14 protein-coding genes and 1 tRNA gene are annotated in these 19,873 nt (G+C 64.5%); 6 read left to right on the forward strand and 9 right to left on the reverse strand.

The genetic code is table 11. The annotated features are described in order from the left end of the window. Positions 1 to 135: 135 nt before the first annotated feature. Both Q8N40_RS04895 and Q8N40_RS04900 read left to right on the forward strand, forming a co-directional pair. Positions 136 to 348: a hypothetical protein gene (locus Q8N40_RS04895; protein WP_305321760.1), complete on the forward strand. Its 213-nt coding sequence runs from the start codon at positions 136 to 138 to the stop codon at positions 346 to 348. 500 nt (positions 349 to 848) lie between these two features. Further along, positions 849 to 1,028 (forward strand): hypothetical protein, encoded by a 180-nt coding sequence (locus tag Q8N40_RS04900; RefSeq protein ID WP_305711018.1) that lies wholly within the window; start codon positions 849 to 851, stop codon positions 1,026 to 1,028. Between the two features lie 58 nt (positions 1,029 to 1,086). Here Q8N40_RS04900 and Q8N40_RS04905 read toward each other — a convergent pair. From Q8N40_RS04905 to Q8N40_RS04930, 6 genes are all read right to left on the reverse strand, one after another. Next, a tRNA-Cys gene (locus tag Q8N40_RS04905) sits at positions 1,087 to 1,160 on the reverse strand. A gap of 96 nt (positions 1,161 to 1,256) precedes the next feature. Then, positions 1,257 to 1,988: a tRNA-uridine aminocarboxypropyltransferase gene (locus Q8N40_RS04910; RefSeq protein WP_305711019.1), complete on the reverse strand. Its 732-nt coding sequence runs from the start codon at positions 1,986 to 1,988 to the stop codon at positions 1,257 to 1,259. 58 nt (positions 1,989 to 2,046) lie between these two features. Further along, positions 2,047 to 5,157: an efflux RND transporter permease subunit gene (locus Q8N40_RS04915; protein WP_305711020.1), complete on the reverse strand. Its 3,111-nt coding sequence runs from the start codon at positions 5,155 to 5,157 to the stop codon at positions 2,047 to 2,049. After that, a complete protein-coding gene (locus Q8N40_RS04920; RefSeq protein WP_305711021.1) occupies positions 5,157 to 8,291 on the reverse strand; it encodes an efflux RND transporter permease subunit in 3,135 nt (1,044 codons plus the stop codon). The genes Q8N40_RS04915 and Q8N40_RS04920 overlap by 1 nt, the downstream gene beginning before the upstream one ends. A gap of 62 nt (positions 8,292 to 8,353) precedes the next feature. Next, positions 8,354 to 9,718 carry an efflux RND transporter periplasmic adaptor subunit gene (locus Q8N40_RS04925; RefSeq protein ID WP_305711022.1) on the reverse strand — a complete coding sequence of 455 codons (1,365 nt, stop codon included), beginning with the start codon at positions 9,716 to 9,718 and terminating at the stop codon, positions 8,354 to 8,356. Continuing rightward, positions 9,708 to 11,099, reverse strand: a complete 1,392-nt coding sequence (locus Q8N40_RS04930; protein ID WP_305711029.1) for an efflux transporter outer membrane subunit — start codon at positions 11,097 to 11,099, stop codon at positions 9,708 to 9,710. Before Q8N40_RS04930 ends, Q8N40_RS04925 begins: the two co-directional genes overlap by 11 nt. A gap of 508 nt (positions 11,100 to 11,607) precedes the next feature. Between Q8N40_RS04930 and Q8N40_RS04935 the strand changes: the two genes are divergently transcribed. The 4 genes from Q8N40_RS04935 (at position 11,608) to Q8N40_RS04950 (ending at position 16,243) form a co-directional block, all read left to right on the forward strand. Further along, complete coding sequence (locus Q8N40_RS04935) at positions 11,608 to 12,921, forward strand: NAD(P)/FAD-dependent oxidoreductase (protein ID WP_305711023.1); 1,314 nt, start codon at positions 11,608 to 11,610, stop codon at positions 12,919 to 12,921. 1 nt (position 12,922) lies between these two features. Continuing rightward, a complete protein-coding gene (locus Q8N40_RS04940) occupies positions 12,923 to 13,825 on the forward strand; it encodes a DUF1365 domain-containing protein (protein ID WP_305711024.1) in 903 nt (300 codons plus the stop codon). A gap of 49 nt (positions 13,826 to 13,874) precedes the next feature. Continuing rightward, positions 13,875 to 15,104 (forward strand): cyclopropane-fatty-acyl-phospholipid synthase family protein, encoded by a 1,230-nt coding sequence (locus Q8N40_RS04945; protein WP_305321768.1) that lies wholly within the window; start codon positions 13,875 to 13,877, stop codon positions 15,102 to 15,104. 98 nt (positions 15,105 to 15,202) lie between these two features. Then, entirely contained in the window at positions 15,203 to 16,243 is a 1,041-nt protein-coding gene (locus Q8N40_RS04950) for a cysteine synthase A (RefSeq protein WP_305711025.1), read from the forward strand. A gap of 210 nt (positions 16,244 to 16,453) precedes the next feature. Here Q8N40_RS04950 and Q8N40_RS04955 read toward each other — a convergent pair whose 3' ends face one another. The 3 genes from Q8N40_RS04955 to Q8N40_RS04965 form a co-directional block, all read right to left on the reverse strand. Continuing rightward, on the reverse strand, positions 16,454 to 17,194 hold the full coding sequence (locus Q8N40_RS04955) for an amino acid ABC transporter ATP-binding protein (protein ID WP_305711026.1): 741 nt from the start codon (positions 17,192 to 17,194) through the stop codon (positions 16,454 to 16,456). 11 nt (positions 17,195 to 17,205) lie between these two features. Then, a complete protein-coding gene (locus Q8N40_RS04960; protein WP_305711027.1) occupies positions 17,206 to 18,741 on the reverse strand; it encodes an amino acid ABC transporter permease in 1,536 nt (511 codons plus the stop codon). Positions 18,742 to 18,754: 13 nt separating this feature from the next. After that, a partial coding sequence (locus Q8N40_RS04965) for an amino acid ABC transporter permease (protein WP_305711028.1) occupies positions 18,755 to 19,873 on the reverse strand: 1,119 nt, incomplete at its 5' end.

Here is a 19,873-nt window from a genome sequence, read left to right on the forward strand (position 1 = left end):
TATCGGATTTCTCGAAACGCGATAGTGGCGATCCCGCCGCCGAAATACTGTTAAGCACACGTTAACCATCCCGGCGGCTAATCACTCTATTGTTTGGCGGACGAATCGGGATTCGCCGGGCTAGAGGGACCTATCATGAGCCTTTCCGAGGTGAGTGCTGCCAAAGCCATTTTCGGCTGGCCGGTCTATTCGACGTTGAACGCCGTCTCGTTCTCCGGCGCCCAACGTGATCGACGGGCTCGGATCGCCACTTTCACCCAGTTTCTGCCGGTGCTTTGCATCACCACGGGAATTTGGGCGATCGTTTGGGCGACATCGATCTGGCTGCTGGCGTCGATCGTCAATTGATCTTTCCGCTCGCTGCAGGCCCCGATGAAGCTTGCCTTCTGCCGCCGCAATTATTCGGGGCCGCAATCACTCGGCAATGACCTGGCGTTGCGGATTTGGCCGGCACAAGGCGGTAGGCGGCCTGCGCGGAGTTCCTCCGGCATCGCCAGCGCACCGGAGGCTGACCGCGACACCGGACGCGCCAGCAGGAAGCCCGTTGAGGCAGCCAGATTGGCGCGGCTCGCTCTGGACCAGGCCCGTTCAAACCGTGCAGTCATTGCCCTTCTCCGATATTGACGGCTCACGAACGCCGTGATGGTCTGGAGATACGGCAAAATTTTTCGGTGAAATGTGATTTTTCTCACAAAGGGCCGCGGGCGGAACTGCCTAGGGTGCCCGGACTTTAAGACATCCGTAACCAGGACGGCCGCGATCGCTTGATCGGTAAAATTTGAGCGATCCGTTCAATCCGGAACGAAAACACTTTTGAGATGGTGCGCTCTCAAACGAGGGAAAGCGCCATGAGCGAAGTTGAATACAACCGATTGCTGGAGAGCGTCAGGATGGCGATTGAACCCGCGCCGCAGGAGGATTTCCTGGCCGAGCTGCCGCTTTTCGAGGAGCCGCCGAAAGCCGCCAATGACAACCAGATGGCCTGGCCGCTGGTGCCGTTTCCGGAAGGCTGGTACGCTGCCTGCTGAACCTTGCCGGCTTCCCCCGGTCTCTGAGACAATCAGCGCAAGGCGTTGATTGTGTTAATGGAGGCCACGACCAGAATTGAACTGGTGTACACGGTTTTGCAGACCGTTGCGTAACCACTCCGCCACGTGGCCCCATTGGGGGCGAACTCATATACGGCCTGCCCGGGATAGGCAACCAAGAGGCTCCCATCCCCGGATGGCGCGTCGGCTTCGCCCGAAAACGCGCTGTCAGGCCCGCTTGCGCCGGCGGTAATCCTTCTTTTTCGGCTTGGGCGCGATCTCCGGCATGGTGTCCTGCACCTCCCGGTACTTCGCCAGCATCCGCTCGAAACTCGCATGCAGCGTTTCCGCGATATCCGGCCGTTTCTGCAGGCCGGACAGCAGCATCGCTGCCGCCTCGATGGTGGACAGCCCGTCGCCGCGCGGCTCCTTGCGCAACTTGCCGTAGCGCGACGGCTGCGCCGGGCCGAGGATGACGCGCTGGCATTTCAGCATCCAGGCATTGCGCCACCACAGCGCCTTGGCCTGGCTCCAGGTGCCGTCGAGCAGCACGATTCCCTCGATGTCCTTCAGGAGGCCGCGCTGGTTCTCCTCGGCCCGGCCCTTGTGGTCGATGGCGACGATATCGCGGTCGGTTTCGAGGTCCGCGACCTTGGCCGAACCGAGATAGAGCACGGCCCAGCGCGAGGGATCGAGCACCCGGCGCCCCAGCGCCTTGGACAGGCTCGGCCACGACAGCCCGATCTTGAGCACCGCATCGGCAAAATGCAGCGCGGTCAGCCGCGCGGTGCCCAGCAGCCTGTCCTGCTCCTGCGGATGCTGCAGGATCAGCAGCGAGACCTTGCTTTCGATCGGCATGATGCTGTCGCAGATGCACAGCGGCACCGGCTTGCGGCACTGCGGACATTCCGGCACCGCCTCCGCGGCGGCGCGCATTTCAGGCTCGGGGTGTTTTGACATGGGCCCGCTATACGCTTGCCGGCCGCCTGCTTCAACAACGCAAAGGCCGGTTTGGGTTCTATTCCGCCGGCGCCGCAACCGCCTTGGGCGCGGATCGCCAGCGCCGCCGCAGCCGGTCGATCAGCAGATAGATCACCGGCGTCGTGTAGAGCGTCAGGACCTGCGAGACGAGCAGCCCGCCGATGATGGTGATGCCGAGCGGCCGGCGCAGCTCGGTACCGGGCCCGGTGGCGATGACCAGCGGAATCCCGGCGAACAGCGCCGCCAGCGTCGTCATCAGAATGGGCCGGAACCGGGCGCTGCAGGCCTCGAAAATGGCGTCGGCCGACGACAATCCGCGGTGCCGTTCGGCGTCCAGCGCAAAGTCCACCATCATGATGCCGTTCTTCTTGACGATGCCGATCAACAGGATGATGCCGATAAAGGCGATCACGGTCAGCGGTGTATTGGTGACCTGCAGCGCCAGCAGCGCGCCCAGCCCGGCTGATGGCAGTGTCGAGATGATGGTCAGGGGATGGGCGAGGCTCTCATAGAGCACCCCCAGCACGATATACATCGCCACCAGCGCGCCGAGGATCAGCAGCGGCTGCCGCCCGGTGGTCTTGTTGAAGTCGCCGGCATTGCCGTCGAAGCTGCCCCGGATGCCCTCCGGCATATGCAATTCGTCGACCGCGCGCTGGATGTTCGTGGTCGCGACCTCGAGCGGCACATCGGGCTGCAGGTTGAACGACACCGTGGTCGAGGGAAACGACTGCGAGTGATACACCGCCAGCGGCGACAGACCGCGGCTGTAGCTGACCACGGCGGACAGCGGCACCTGCGCGCCATTGGCGCTGGCGACGAAGATCTGTCCGAGATTGGATGGATCGGCCTGGAATTTCGGATCGATCTCCAGCACCACCATGTACTGGTTGCGCTGGGTATAGATGATCGAGATCTGGCGCTGCGAGAACGCATTGTTGAGCGCATTGTCGATGTCCTGGACGCGAACGCCGAGACTCGACGCGGTCTTGCGGTCGATCGCCAGCGTCAGTTGCAGCCCGCCGGGATCGCGGTCGCTGGAAATGTCAGTGATGCCCTCCACGCTTTCCATCCGCTTGCCGACGATCGGCGCCCATTTCTGCAGCAGCGCGAGATCGGGGCTGGTCAAGGTGTACTGGTAATCGGAATCGCTCTGCCGGCCGCCGGCGCGGATGTCCTGCGCCGCGAACATGAACAGCCGGATGCCGGCGACGCGATAGAGCTCCCTGCGCAGCCGGTCGATCACCATCTGGGTCGACTGGCCCGCCCGCTGCTCCGGCGGCTTGAGGCTGATGAACATGGTGCCGCGATTGGCGCCGCCGCCGCCGGGGCCACCGCCTCCCCCCAGCGTGGAACCGATTCCCGCCACCGCCGGATCGGCCATCACGATATCGGCGAGCTGACGCTGCAGCTTCAGCATCGCCTGGAAAGAGGTATCGGCCGAGGCCCGGGTGGCGCCGATCACAAAACCGGAATCGTCGACGGGAAAATATCCCTTCGGGGTCTTGATATAGAGCACCACCGTCAGGGCGATGGTGGCGAAGAACACGATCAGGGTCAGGAACGGGAAGCCCAGCACCGTCCGCAGCGTCCGCATATAGACGCCGACGATGCGCGACAGCGTGCCTTCGACGGCGCGGTCGAACCAGGTCGCGTTGGTGGAGGTCGCCGCCTTGATGTAATGCGCGCAAATCATCGGCGTGACCGTCAGCGACACCACGGTGGAGACCACGATGGCGAAGGTCAGGGTCAGGGAAAATTCCCGCAGCAGCCGGCCGACGATGCCGTCCATGAAGATCAGCGGGGTGAACGCGGCGATCAGCGACAGACTGATCGACAGCACCGTGAAGCCGATCTGCTTGGCGCCCTGCAGTGCGGCTTGATACGGCTTCATGCCCTGCTCGAGGTTGCGGTACATGTTCTCGATCATGACGATGGCGTCGTCGACCACGAAGCCGACCGAAATCGCCAGCGCCATCAAGGTCAAATTGTTGATGGAGAATCCGGCGAGCCACATCCCGGCGCAGGTGCCGGCCAGTGCCAGCGGCACCGCGACCCCTGCCGCGATCGTCGGCGTGATCCGGCGCAGAAAGGCAAACACCACCACCATCACCAGAAAGGCCGTCGCCAACAGCGTCCACTGCATGTCCAGCACGCTGGCGCGGATGGTGCCGGTGCGATCGACCAGGGTCGAGATTTCGACCGCGGCAGGGATCCACTGCTTCAATTCGGGGATCAGCGCCTTCACCCGGTCGACGGTGTCGATGACGTTGGCGTCGCCCTGTTTGGTGATCTGAATCAACACCGCCGGCTGCTTATTGAACCAGGCGATCGACCGGCTGTTGCGCACGGAATCCTCGACCTCGGCGACGTCGGACAGCCGGACGTAATTGCCGTTCGAACTCTTGATCAGGATGTCGCCGAATTCGGCAGCGGTCCGCATCTGCGGGTTGGTCGACAGCGTTTCGCTCTGGCGGTCGCCATTGAAGATGCCGACCGGGCCGAGCGGATTGGCGCCGATGATCGCGAGCCTGACCGCGTCGGTCGAAATCCCGGCGTTGGACAGCGCGACCGGATTGAGCCCGATGCGAACCGCGGGCTGGTCGGCGCCGCTTACGGTCACCTCGCCGACCCCGGGCACCTGCGAAATGCGCTGCGCCACCACGGTGTCGGCCACGTCGTACATCGCGCTGGAGGCAATCGTCTTCGACGTCAGCGCCAGCACGAACACCGGCGCCGCCGCGGGATTGGCCTTGCGGAACCGCGGCAGGGACGGCAGATCGGTCGGCAAGTCCGCCAGCGAGGCGTTGATGGCGGCCTGCACATCGCGCGCGGCGCGATCGATGTCGCGGCCGATGGCGAATTGCAGCTGGATGCTGGTGGTACCGAGCGAACTGGTCGAGGTGATCTGGGTGATGCCGGCGATCACACCGAGCCGCCGTTCCAGCGGCGCCGCCACGGTCGCCGCCATCACCGAGGGATCGGCGCCGGGACGCGACGCCGATACCCGGATCATCGGGAAATCGACATTGGGAACTGCGGCCACCGGCAGGAACACGTAGGCCACCATGCCGACCAGAAACAATCCGATCGCCAGCAAGGTGGTGCCGACCGGCCGGCGAATGAACGGCTCCGAGATCGATGCCATTACTGCATCCCCTCGGTGGCCCCCGCGACCGGCGGCGATGGCAAATCCGGCGCCGGCGGCGGCAGCGCCTTCTCGAACCGGCGATTGAGCCGGTCAAGCGCGAGGTAGATCACCGGCGTCGTGTATAGCGTCAGCAGCTGGCTCAGCAGCAGCCCGCCGATGATGGAAATGCCCAAGGGAAAGCGCAGCTCGGCGCCGGTGCCGCTTTCCACCGCCAGCGGCAGCGCGCCGAACAGCGCCGCCAGCGTCGTCATCGTGATCGGGCGGAACCGGAGCAGGCAGGCCTGCACGATCGCATCGGTCGGCGACATGCCCTGATGCCGCTCCGCATCCAGCGCGAAGTCGATCATCATGATGGCGTTCTTCTTGACGATGCCCATCAACAGAATGATGCCGATCAGGCCGATTACCGACAGGTCCTGGCCGAACAGCATCAACGCGACAATGGCGCCGACACCCGCCGACGGCAGCGTCGAGAGAATGGTGATCGGGTGAATGTAGCTTTCATAGAGCACGCCGAGCACGATGTAGATGGTGACCAGCGCTGCAAGGATCAGCCAGGGTTGGCCGGCCAGCGACTTCGAAAACTCGGCGGCGTCGCCCGAGTAGACGCCGACGATGCTGGAGGGCATGCCGATGCGCTGCTCGATCGATTTGACCGCGTTGACGGCGTCGCCGAGCGCCTCGCCTGGCGCCAGGTTGAAGCTGAGCGAGACCGCGGGAAACTGCGCGTGATGCGAGATCGCCAGCGGCGCGGTGGTGCGGGTCAGGGTCGCCACCGCCGACAGCGGCACCTGCGCGCCGGCCACCCCCGGCAGATAGAGTTTTGACAGGATCGAGGGATCGCGCTGGTAGACCGGCATCGCTTCCAGCACCACCCGGTACTGGTTGGCCTGCCCGTAGATGGTGGAAATCTGGCGTTGCGCGAAGGCGTCGTTCAGGGTGTCGTTGACGGCCTGGATGCTGACGCCGAGCTGGCCGGCCCGCTGCCTGTTGATGTCGAGCGAGGCGCGCAGGCCGCCGTCCTGGGCCTCCGACGAGACGTCGCGGAACAGGGGATCCCGGCGCAGTTCGGCCACCAGATTGTTGGCCCACAGGCTTACCAGCGCGGCGTCGGTGCCGGTCAGCGTGTACTGGTATTGCGAGCGGCTCGACTGGGTCGAGATCTGCACATCCTGCACCGGCTGAAAATAGATCGTCATGCCCGGGATCGACGCCGTCCGTTCCTTGAGACGCAGGATCACCGTGGAGACATCGTCGCGCCGCTCGCCGCGCGGTTTCAGCGTCATCACCAGGCGGCCGACATTGGTGGTGGGGTTGACCACCCCCGCGCCGATCACCGAGACGACACCGGCGACGTCGGGATCGGCCTGGATCGCCGCCGCCGCCCTGCTCTGCCGCGCCTGCATTTCCGTGAACGACACGTCAGGACCGGCCTGGGTCACCGCTGTGATCGATCCGGTGTCCTGCAGCGGCAGGAACCCCTTCGGCGCGATGACGTAGAGGATCAGGGTCGCGGCGATGGTGGCGAAGGTGACCAGCAAGGTGGCGCGCTGCCGCTGCAGCACCCAGAGCAACGTGCGGTGATAGAATTCGACCGTGCGGTCGATGCCGCGGGAGACCGCGGCGAGGCCGGGAACCTCGATTTCCTCGCGAACGTGCTTCAACAACCGCGAGCACATCATCGGCGTCAGTGTCAGCGAGACGACCGCCGACGTCACCACCGCGATCGTCAGCGTCAGTGCGAATTCGCGGAACATGCGCCCGATCAATCCCGACATGAACAGCATCGGGATGAACACCGCGATCAGCGACATCGTCAGCGAAATCACCGTGAAGCCGATTTCCCGGGCGCCCTTGAGCGACGCCTCCATCGCGGAATCGCCATCCTCCATGTGCCGGACGATGTTCTCGATCATCACGATGGCGTCGTCGACCACGAATCCGGTGCCGATCGTCAGCGCCATCAGCGACAGATTGTCGAGGCTGAAGCCGCAAAAATACATGATGCCGAACGAGGTGATCAGCGACAGCGGCAGCGCCACGCCGGCGATCAAGGTGGCGCGCAGCGAACGCAGGAACAACAGCACCACCAGCGTCACCAGCACCACGCTCAGCACGAGCGTGAATTGCACGTCACGCACCGAGGCGCGGATGGTGACGGTGCGGTCGCTGACCACGGTCAGGTTGACGCCGGCGGGGATCGCGCGTTGCAGCTTCGGGATTTCCTCCCGGATCTGGCGCACCACCTCGATCACATTGGCGCCGGGCTGGCGCTGGATGTCGATGATGACGGCCGGCGTGCCCTGGTACCAGCCGCCGGTGCGGTCGTTCTCCAGCCCGTCGACGATGATGGCGACGTCGCCGATGGTGACCGGCGCGCCGTTGCGATAGGCGATGATGATCGGCTTGTAGGCCTCGGCCGCCGCGATCTGGTCGTTGGCCGCGATGGTGTAGGCCTGCTGCGCGCCATCGAGCGACCCCTTCGGTCCGGAGACGTTGGCGCCGGCGATCGCGGCGCGAAGATCCTCCATCGAAATGCCGTAGGCGGCGAGCCGCGCCAGATCGGCCTGCACCCGCACCGCGGGCTTGAGGCCACCGAGCACCGCGACGCGCCCTACTCCCGAAAGCTGGCTCAGGCGTTGCGCCAAAATCGTGTCGGCGAGATCGCTCATGGCGCGCAGCGAAATCGTCTCCGACGTCAGCGCCAGTGTCATGACCGCGGCGTCGGCCGGATTCACCTTGGCGTAAACAGGCGGATAGGGCAGAGTTTTCGGCAGGATTCCAGCCGCGGCGTTGATCGCGGCCTGCACGTCCTGGGTCGCGCCGTCGATGTCGCGGTTGAGATCGAACTGCAGCGAAATCTGGCTGACGCCGAACGAGCTGGTCGACTGCATCGACGACAGCGACGGGATCTGCCCGAGCTGGCGCTCCAACGGCGCCGTGATCAGCGAGGCGATCACGTCGGGGCTGGCGCCCGGCAATTGCGTCGACACCTGCACCGTCGGGAAGTCGACCTGCGGCAGCGCCGATACCGGCAGCGCCCAGTAGCCGAGCGCGCCGCCGATCAGCAGCGCCACGCCGAGCAGCGAGGTCGCGATTGGCCTTCGAATAAAGGGTTCCGAGACGCTCATGGTTGCGCGCTCACGCTGGCGAAGTCACGTGCCAAGAATTCTGCAATCGGTCGATGGTTCGGTCATGGCGGCGACTTCGCTCCGCTGCCTGACTTGGCACTCCCCTCGGCCGGTGCCGGTCCGGTCTGCCCCTTCTGATCTCCCTCGCCCTTCTTGCCGCGGCGCTCGCCGTCCTTGCTTGCGGCGTCCGGCGCCCGCGTTCGTTTGCGCGGGGCGAGATCGGCGGATGGCGTCTGATCGTCCCTGCCGATGAAGACCTTGGCGCCATCGGACAAATTGGCAAAACCAGTGGTCACCACGCGGTCGGACGGAGACAGACCGCTTGCTATCACGGCATCGGTTTCGTTCTGTTGCGTCACCACGACAGGCTTTGCCGTAGCGATGCCGTCAGCGCCGATGACATAGCTGAACGTGCCCACCGGCCCGCGCTGCACCGCGGAGGTCGGCACCACGATGGCCTTGGCCAGGGTTTCGACCTTCAGCCGGATATTGACGAACTGGCCCGGCCACAGCTGAAAGTTGGCGTTGGGAAATTCGGCCTTGAGCTTGAGCGTCCCGGTGGTCGGGTCGACCTGGTTGTCGATGCCTTTCAGCGTTCCTGTGTCGACCACCGTGACGCCGTCATTGCCGAACACGTCGACGGTCAGCGCGCCCCTGGCGGAGGCGGCGTTGACCCGCACGATCTGCTGCTGCGGCAAGCTGAACTGCACGGCGATCGGTTGTAGCTGGGTGATGATGACGAGACCGGTCGCGTCGGAAGCGCGGATGATGTTGCCCTGGTCGACCTGCCGCAGCCCGGCGCGGCCCGACAATGGCGCGATGATCTTGGTGTAGCCGAGCATCGCCTGCATATTGTCGATCGCGGCCTGGTCGGCGTTAACAAGTGCCTCCTGCTGCGCCACCACGGCGCGCTGGGTATCGGCCTGCTGTTTGGAGCCGGCATTGGAGGCCGCGAGCTGCTGGTAGCGCGCGAGATCGAGGCGCATATTCGCAAGCTGCGCTTCGTCCTGCGCCTTCTTGGCGACGGCCTGATCGTACTGCGCCTTGTAGATGACCGGATCGATCTCGCCGAGCACGTCGCCCTTCCTGACGTCCTGCCCCTCGGTGAAATTGACCGAGATCAGCTTGCCGTCGACCTGGGCGCGCACCACCACGTTGTTGAGCGCGCGGACCGAGCCGACGCCGTCGAGATAAACCGGCACATCCTGGACGCGCGGGGTCGCCGCCAGCACCGGCACCGGCAGATCGCGCGGCATGCCGGCGCCGCGGCTGGCGGTCTGTTTCTGCTGCAGCGCTGTCCAGCCGACGTAGCCGAGGCCGCCTAGGATTGCGAGCGTGAGCGTGATCGAAACGATGCGGCGGGCCACGCTGCGCGCGACGCTCTTGCCTGCGGTTTTCGCAGTGTCCAGATCCGGCTTAAAGAGCATCGACCGGTCTTTCCATCCTGGGCTCCCAGCCGCCCCCCAGCGCCTGATACAGGCTGACGATCGCCAGCAGCCGGGCCAACTGGGCCTGCGACAGCGAATCTTCCGCCTGGAATAGCGTCAATTGCGTATTTAGCACAGTTACGATGTCCGCCGTGCCGGCGCGCAGCTGCTGCTCGGCCAGCTGAAAGGCCCGCCGCGAGGCCGCCACCACCTCGCGCTGCAGCCGCAGCCGGTTGGTGGTTTCGCGGATCGCCACCAGCGCATTGTCGACATCGGCAAACGACTGCACCACCGTCTTGCGGTAGGTCTGCAGCAGTTCGTCCTGCCGTGCCTTGGTCAATTCGAAATTGCCCAGGATTCGTCCGCCGTCGAAGATCGGCTGCGTCAGGCTGCCGACGACGTTGAAGAACGCCGCCTGCGGCTGGAACAACGACACCAGCGACGAACTCTGGTAGCCGCCCGCCCCGGTCAACTGAATGCTGGGAAAGAACTGCGCGCGGGCGCTGCCGACATTGGCGGTAGCGGCGGCGAGTTGCGCTTCCTGGCGCCGGATATCCGGACGCTGCGTCAGCAACTCCGACGGCAGGCCGGGCGTCACGCGTGGCGCCGCGATCCGGTTGAGGGTGCCGCCGACGACGCGCACGCTCTCCGGCGGCCGCGCCACCAGCGTGGCCAGCGCATTGACGTTCTGCGCCAGGGTCTGGCGCAGCGTCGGCACCGCGGCGCGCTGATTGGCGAGCACCGCCTCCTGCTGCGCCACGTCGAGGTCGGTTCCGGTGCCGGCGCTCAGCCGCTGCTTGATGGCGTCGAGGATGCGCTGCGCGCTGGCGATGTTGCGCTCGGCGGTGCGAATCCGATCCTGCGACGCCAGCACCTGGAAATAGGCATTGGCGACGCTGACCAGCGCGGTGAGAGCCACCACATCGCGATCGAAGCGGGTGGCGATGGCGGTCTCCTCCGCCGCCTGGGCGGCGTCGCGGTTCTTGCCCCAGAAATCGAGTTCGTAGCTGGCGCTGAGCGAAGACTGGTAGTTGACCACTTCGCGGCCGCCAATGGTCAAGCCGCTGGAGCTGGACCCGGAAGTGCGGGAATACGTCTGCTGACCCGTGCCGCTGAGGCTCGGCAGCAGCGCCGCTCCCGCCACGCGCGCTTGCGCGTCGGCCTGGATGAAGCGCGCGGTGGCCGCCGCGACGTCCAGATTGACGGTCTGGGCCTCCTCCATCAGCGTGGTCAATTCCGGCGAACGGAAGCCGCGCCACCAATCCAGCGTCGGCGGAGCGTCGGCGCGGGTCAATCGCGCGGCCTTGTAGCCTTCCGGGATGTCCAGCGCAGGGTCGGGCAGGTCTCTGGTCAGAATACAGCCGGCGCAACTGACGACCATGCACAGCGCGGCCAGCCATCGTGCGACACGATTTCCGCCGGCAATACCCGCAAGCCGGCCGGCTACCGCCCCGTCAGCGCGCTGTTTCACGTCCGGCCCCCGCCGGCCGCAGCACCCGGCAGCCGGCGACGCGAGGGACACCCGGCCGATACGCTGATGATGCTTGTGGCGACGGCCTGCGACACGGTCACGGCTGAGATACTACCTCTGGGAACCCGATTGGCATCCTAGCCGGGCGGTGCCGTGGCGGACAGTCCTGATCCGCGCGCCATCCCGGCGTTGTTGCCGGTGAAAAGCCGCCGCGCCGCGACCAAATTGTCGACTTGTCCTTATTCCATAGGGGTTTTATACGATCGAGCGGATTCGGCTTGCCGCAGCAATCTTACAAAGATTTCATGTGCCTGCTCGCATCACGCGATTCGCGGAAGCCTCGCGAGCCGCTGCCGCTGCATGCTGAAACTTCGACCGCCCTGCCCCGTATCTAGGACGGTAATTAACGGGGGCATGAATGCGAGTCGCGGTGATCGGTACGGGAATTGCGGGCAATGCCGCAGCCTGGACCCTGTCGAAACGCTATCCGGTCACGGTGTACGATCGCGAAACGAGGCCAGGCGGACACAGCCACACCGTCACCATCGACTATGACGGCACGCCGCTGGCGGTCGATATCGGCTTCATCGTCTACAACGAACTGAACTATCCCGATCTGACCGAGCTGTTCGCCCATCTCGGTGTCGAGACCGTGGAGAGCTGCATGAGCTTTGCGGTCACGGCGGACGCCGGCCGCTTCGAATGGAAGGGCGGCGGCGATAGCTGGGCTGAGACCGCCAGAGGGCTGTTTGCGCAACCGTCAAACCTGCTGTCGCCGTCCTATCTGTGGATGCTGCGCGATATTCTCACCTTCAACGACAGGAGCACCGCAGATTACAAGGCCGGCAAACTGGCCGGAGTGACGCTGGGTGAATATTTTCGCCGCAACCACTTCGCGCCGCGGCTGTTGACCGACTACCTCGCGCCGATGGGCGCGGCGATCTGGTCCGCGCCGGCAAGCGAGATACAGGAATTCCCTGCCGAGAATTTCGTCGCGTTCTTCAGCAACCACCGCCTGCTGCAGTACGATCGCCCGGTCTGGCGCACGGTCAAGGGCGGCAGCCGGACCTATGTGGAGAAGCTGACCTCGGCATTCCGTGACCGGTTGCGGCTCGGATGCGCGGTGACATCGATCGAGCGGACGCCGCATGGCGTCGTCGTCCATGACAGTCATGGCCGCAGCGACAGCTACGATCACCTCGTCATTGCCGCCCACAGCGACCAGGCGCTGGCGATGCTGTCCGACGCCGACGATTCCGAACGCGCCGTTCTCGGCGCGATCGGCTATTCGCCGAACACGGTCTACCTGCACCGCGATCCCAGGCTGATGCCGAAGCGCAAGCGGGCCTGGGCGTCGTGGAATTTCCTGCGCTGGCAGCGCCAGGGCACCGCCGATAACGACGTCGCCGTCACCTACTGGATGAACCGGCTGCAGGACATCGACGACGGCAAGCCGCTGTTCGTCAGCCTCAACCCGCCCTTCGCGCCGGCGCCGGAACTTACCTTCGGCAAATATATGTGCGAGCATCCGCAATATAATGCCGCCGCCTTTGCCGCGCAGAAACGCCTTGGCGACATCCAGGGCCGCCGACGCACCTGGTTCTGCGGCGCCTGGACCGGCTACGGTTTCCACGAGGACGGACTGCGCTCCGGCCTCGCGGTCGCGGAAGCACTCGGCGCGGTGGCGCCGTGGCGCGAACCGCCGCTCGAACTGGCAGAGGCCGCGGAGTGATATGACGAAGCAAGCCGAAACAGCAGCAGCACCCGACGAAGCCGCCGCCGCGCTCTATTTCGGTGAGGTGATGCATGCGCGGCTGAAACCGGTCGGCCATCGCTTCAGCTATCGCGTCATGAGCCTGCTGATCGATCTCGACCGGCTCGACGCCGCGGACCGGCAATCGCCGTTGTTCGGCGTCAACCGGGCCGCGCTCTACGGCTTCCGTGAAGCGGATCACGGCAGGCGCGACGGGTCGTCGTTGCGCGGCTATGCGCAGGTCTGCGCGGCGGAGCACGGCGTCGACCTGACCGGCGGGCGCGTGCTGCTGCTGTGCTATCCACGGCTGCTCGGCTTCACCTTCAATCCGCTGTCGGTCTATTTCTGCCATTCGGCCCGTGGCGAACTGGCCTTGATCATCTACGAGGTCCGCAACACGTTTGGCGACATCCACGCCTACGTGCTGCCGGTGAAGCCGGGCGAACACAGCGAAGCCGGCGTCCGGCAGCAACAGGACAAGCTGCTCTACGTCTCCCCCTTCGTCGAGATGGCGATGCGCTACCATTTTCGGGTCTCGCCGCCGGGCGACAACGTCAAATTGCGGATTCTGGAGACCGACCGCGACGGCCCGCTGCTGTCGGCGACCTTCAACGGCCGACGCCGGACCCTGACCACGGCGGCGCTGCTGCGGGCCTTCTTCGCGCTGCCGCTCGTCACCCTGAAGATCGTCGCGGCGATCCACTGGGAAGCCTTGCGGCTCTGGCTCAAGGGTGCGCGGCTGGTGCCGCGACCGAATGATGCAGCAAGCAACGGGAACCTCGATGCCGCCTTGGCTACGCCTGATCAGAACGACTATACTCATTCGACGTTGCCGGTTGTCGGGCGCAAGTCCGAACGGCGGGAAGGCGCTCTGGTTCAGTGAGGCTGGCATTTGACTGGACACAGGGCCGCATCGGTCGATGGGGCTTTCTATGTCGGCGTTGATTCGAGTAACTCCCGATACCGTGGACGCGGTATTTCCCGACCTGCCCAAGGTGGTTCGGCTGGCGCTGGGCTTCGGCTCGAAACTGCGGCGTGGGACGCTGGACGTGACGCTTCCCGACGGCCGCGCGGTCAGGCTGGGCGGGCTGGAGCCCGGACCGGCGGCGGCGATGAAGCTGTACAGCTACGGCTTTGCGTCGCGGCTGCTGAAGGGCGGCGACATCGGCATTGCCGAGGCCTATCTGCAGGGTGAGTGGGACACACCTGACCTGACGCAGTTTCTTTATTTGTGGTGCGTCAATCACGATCTCATGCAGCAGATGCTCGATGACAATCCGATGATGCGCTATCTGCAGATGGCCCGCCACTGGTTCAATCGAAATACCAAACGACAGGCGCGCAAGAACATCTATGCGCATTACGACATCGGCAATGCGTTCTATTCGGCATGGCTCGATCCCGGCATGACCTACTCCTCGGCACTGTTCGAGGAACACACGACCGATCTGGCGGCGGCGCAGGACAACAAATACCGCAGGCTGGCCGAGGCGATCGACCTGCGGCCCGGCCAGCGGTTGCTGGAGATCGGCTGCGGCTGGGGCGGCTTTGCCGAATATGCCGCCAAGACCTATGGCGCCAAGGTGGTCGGGCTCACCATCAGCCGGGAGCAGCGCGATTTCGCGCTGGCGCGGATTCAGAAATCCGGCCTCAATGAACAGATCGAGATCCGGCTGCAGGACTATCGCGACGAGCGCGAACAATACGACCGGATCGCGTCGATCGAGATGATCGAGGCGGTCGGCGAGCAGTTCTGGCCGAAATATTTCTCACAATTGCGCGACCGCCTGCTGCCGGGCGGCCTCGCCGGCATCCAGGCCATCACCATCCAGGACAGCCTGTTCCAGACCTATCGCCGCGAAGTCGATTTCATCCAGCGCTACGTTTTTCCCGGCGGGATGCTGCCCTCGCCGCAGGTGCTGAAATCGCTCGGCGAGCGGTTCGGCGTTCCCGTCATTCGCGAACGCATTTTCGGGCAAGATTATGCCAGGACGCTGGTGATCTGGCGAAACAATTTCCGCGCGGCATGGCCCAACCTGATGCCGTCGGGCTTCGACGATCGCTTCCGCCGGCTGTGGGAATATTACCTCGCTTATTGCGAGGCCGGATTCCTGTCCGGAAATATCGACGTCCGCCAGGTGGTGTTCGCCAAATCGAGATAGCAGCCCCGCGATTCCGGCGGCGCGGCGTCGGCTTGTGCCCCCTGCGGCGGTCCTTTAGGGTCGCCGCCGGTGAGGAAACAACTGGCAATTTTCACAACATGACCATCCATAACGACGTCGTTCAGGCGATCGGCAACACGCCGCTCATCAAGCTGAAGCACGCCTCGGAGGCGACCGGCTGCACCATTCTCGGCAAGGCCGAGTTTATGAATCCCGGCCAGTCGGTCAAGGACCGCGCCGGCAAATGGATGATCCTGGAGGCTGAAAAGCGCGGCGAGCTCAGTCCCGGCGGCCTCGTGGTGGAAGCGACCGCGGGCAACACCGGCATCGGCCTGGCCGTGGTGGCGAGCGCGCGCGGTTATCGCACCCTGATCCTGATTCCGGAAACCCAGAGCCAGGAAAAAAAGGACATGCTGCGGCTGTGCGGCGCCGAACTGATCGAAGTGCCGGCGCTGCCGTTTTCCAATCCGAACAATTACCAGCATGTCGGAAAACGACTGGCCGCACAGCTTCGCAAGACCGAGCCGAACGGCGTGTTGTTCGCCGATCAATGGAACAACCTCGACAACGCCAAGGCGCATTACGAATCAACCGGCCCGGAAATCTGGCGCGATACCGGCGGCAAGATCGACGGCTTTATCTGTTCGGTCGGGACCGGCGGCACGCTTGCCGGCACCAGCCGGTATTTGAAGGAAATGAACAAGAACATCACCATCGCCTGCGCTGACCCGCACGGAGCGGCGATGTATGAGTTGTTCAAGAACGGCGTCGCCAAATCGACGCCGGGCGGATCGATCTCCGAAGGCATCGGGCTTGGCCGCGTCACACCCATCATCGAAACCGCCAAGGTGGATACCGCCTTCCTGATCCCCGATGAGGAATGGGTTCCGGTGATCTACGACCTGCTCGAGCACGAGGGGCTGTGCCTCGGTGGCTCCGCCGGCGTCAACGTCGCCGGCGCGATCCGGCTCGCCCGGCAGCTCGGGCCCGGCAAGACCATCGTCACGTTGCTGTGCGACTCCGGCGGCCGTTACCAGTCGAAACTGTTCAATCCGGAATTCATGCGCGGAAAGAACCTGCCGGTGCCGGCCTGGCTGGAGAAGCGCAGCCGGATCGAGGTCCCGTTCGAGAAGGTGTGAGCAAAGAGCCACGAATTCCGACCTCATCCCCGCGCAACGGCTTTGCCGTTGTCGCTGGAGGAGCCGCGCGCGCTTCGCGCTGCGTCTCGAAGGATGGCCGCAAGCAAGATGCCAGATGGTTCGAGACGCGCGCCGGGCAGCGCAGCCGCGCTACCCGGACACGCTCCTCACCATGAGGGAGCGGGGCGTGTTGCCCGGGCTACAGCTCCGTCAGCGCAAAATCTGACTCAGGAACAACTGCGTCCGCGCGTGCTGCGGGTTGGCGAAGAAGTTCGCCGGCGTGTTGGACTCGATGACCTGCCCCGCGTCCATGAAGACAACCCGGTTGGCCACTTCCTTGGCAAATCCCATTTCGTGGGTCACCACCAGCATGGTCATGCCTTCCTCGGCGAGATCGACCATGGTGTCGAGCACTTCCTTGACCATTTCGGGATCCAGCGCCGAGGTCGGTTCGTCGAACAGCATGACCTTCGGGTTCATGGTCAGGGCGCGCGCGATCGCGACGCGCTGCTGCTGGCCACCCGACATCTGGCCGGGGAATTTATTGGCCTGATGCGGGATCTTCACCCGCTCCAGATATTTCATCGCGGTGGCCTCGGCGTCCTTCTTCGGGATATTGCGCACCCAGATCGGCGCCAGCGTGCAGTTCTCCAGCACGGTCAGATGCGGAAACAGATTGAAACTCTGGAACACCATGCCGACTTCACGCCGGACTTCGTCGACCCGCCGCAGGTTCGGCCCGAGTTCGATGCCGTCGACGACGATCTGGCCTTCCTGGAATTCCTCCAGCGCATTGATGCAGCGGATCAGCGTCGATTTGCCGGAGCCCGACGGACCGCAGATCACGATGCGCTCGCCCTTGGCGACATCGAGGTGGATATCGCGCAGCACGTGAAAATCCCCGAACCACTTGTTGAGGCCGTCGATGGTGACAATCGGGTTCGCGGTCATGGTCATCCCACTCAGTTACGCTGGTGTGCGTTCAGCCGGCGCTCGACGAACAGCGAATAACGCGACATGCCAAAACAGAAGGTAAAGTAGACGATGCCGGTAAAGGCGAAGCCGGTGAACAATGTGGTCGGCGTCGCCCATACCGGGTCGCTGAAGGCCGCCCGCAACTGTCCCAGCAAATCGAACAAGGCGACGATCGACACCAGCGAGGTGTCCTTGAACAACGCGATGAAGCTGTTGACGAGGCCGGGAATGACGTGACGCAGCGCCTGCGGCATCACGATCAGCCCCGTGGTCTTCGCCCAGGACAGGCCGAGCGCGCTGGCCGCCTCGCCCTGCCCGCGCGGGATCGCCTGCAGGCCACCCCGGATCACCTCGGCCTGATAGGCCCCGGCAAACAGCGCGATGCCGATCAGTGCGCGCATCAGTCCATCGATGGTGAAACCTGCGGGCACGAACAGCGGCAGCATGTAGGTCGCGAAGAACAGTACCGTGATCAGCGGCACCCCGCGCCAGAACTCGATGAAGGCGATCGAGAAGATCCGGATCAGCGGAATCGTCGAGCGCCGTCCCAATGCCAGGGCGACGCCGACCGGCATCGAGGCGACGATGCCGACGACCGACACCACCAGCGTCACCAGCAGGCCGCCCCAAAGCCTGGTGTCGACGACGGGCAATCCGCCGCGGTCGAGCCCCATCACCGATATCACGATGCCGATGCCGGCGAAGATGGCGAGACTGACGATCAGCGCGCGCCAGCCGGTGCGTACTCCGCCGCTCAGATAGAACAGCAGCAGCGAGACGATGGCCGCGGTGGCGGCGAAGTCGACCCACATCGGGCTGCCGGACGCCTTGATCTGATCGCGCAGCCAGGTCAGCGGCCAGAGCACATAGGAAACGGCGGTGCTGAGCAGGACGAGGAGCTTGCCGAGCAACCAGAGCAGCGGTCCGATCACCGGGATGGTCTGGCTGAAGGTCGCGAGGTTACCGCCGCCATCGCCGATACTGTCGTTGAATCCGGACAGCAGCCCCGCCGTCCAGCTGATGCCGAAGCCTTTCAATCCGCCGCCATACAGCAGGAAGAATGCGACGAAGGGAAGCGCAATGAAGAACAGGCCGGCGTTGAGGCCCTTGGCCGGCAGTCGCGGAATCAGAAGCGGCAAGAGCAGCACCGCGGCGAGGACGAATGTCAGGTCGACCCGCCACCGCTCCGCTTCCGGATAGAAGCCATAGATGAACTGGCTGAACTTCGCCTGGATGAAGGGCCAACACGCGCCGACCGGCCGGCCGACCGTCTCGGCAAGGCACGCGGTGCGGTCCTTTCCGCTCCAGACCGCATCGAACAGCAGGAACTTCACCGAGGGAACGATGGTGAACCACAGCAACAGAATGCCGCCGACGGTGAGCAGGATGTTGGTCGGCGAATTGAACAGCCGGGTGCGCAGGAAGCCGACAAAGCCGGTGGTCTTGATTGGCGCCGCGCGCTCGGCAACGAGTTGCTGGCGGACAAAGGCCCGGGTCGAGAGTTCGCTCTCCATCTCGCTCATGGCCCAACGCTCCTCATGGCCCAAGGCTCCGTCCAAGCCGCCACCCGTAAAAGCTCATGATCGCGCTGGTGAGCAGCGAAATCATGAGATAGACGCCCATGGTAAGCGCGATGATCTCAATCGCCTGCCCGGTCTGGCTCAGCGCCGTGCCCGCGAATACCGAGACCAGGTCGGGATACCCGATCGCCACCGCCAGCGACGAGTTCTTGGTGAGGTTGAGATACTGGTTGGTCAGCGGCGGCAGGATGACGCGCATGGCCTGCGGCACCACGATCAGCCGCAACGTCGAACCGCGCTGCAGCCCGAGCGATGAGCCCGCCTCCATCTGTCCCTTGTGCACCGACTGGATGCCGGCGCGCACGATCTCGGCGATGAAGGCCGCCGTATAGGTCGCCAGCGCCACAGCCAGCGCCACGAATTCCGGAATGACGCGCGAGCCGCCGGCGAAATTGAAGCCCTTGAGCTCGGGAATTTCGAACGTGACGGGAGCACCGAACAGCAGCGAACTCAGCAGCGGCAGGCCGATCAACATCCCCAGCACAGTGGGCCAGATCCGGATCAACCGGCCATGGTCGAACAGTTGCTTGCGGGCGTAGCGCTGCAGCAGCAGCGAAGCGATCACCGCTAGCACGATGGCGGCGACGAAAGGCTCGAAGCCGGGATTGCCGATCGGTTTTGGAACCACGAAACCGCGGTTGCTGAGAAAGAAGCTGCCGAACAGCGAGACGCTCTGTCGCGGATTGGGCAGCGCGGCCAGCACCGCGAGGTACCAGAACAGGATCTGGAACAGGAGCGGCAGGTTGCGGATCAGCTCGACATAGCCGCCGGCGATCCGTGACAGCAGCCAGTTCGGCGACAGCCGGGCCAGCGCCACCAGAAATCCGAGCACGGTAGCGAAGAAGATGCCGACGATCGAAACCGCCAGCGTGTTGAGCAAACCGACGAGAAAGACGCGGGTATAGGAGTCGGATCCGGAATACGGGATCAGGTTCTGGTTGACGTCAAAACCGGCCGTGTTCGCCATGAAGCCAAAGCCCGCGGTGATCCGCTGCGACTGCAGATTGGCGCGGGCATTGGCGACGATCTCGTAGGCGATCCAGGCGAGCGCTGCGACGAACAGGATCTGGACGAC

The organism is Bradyrhizobium sp. (assembly GCF_030693485.1).
Taxonomy (GTDB): Bacteria; Pseudomonadota; Alphaproteobacteria; order Rhizobiales; family Xanthobacteraceae; genus Bradyrhizobium.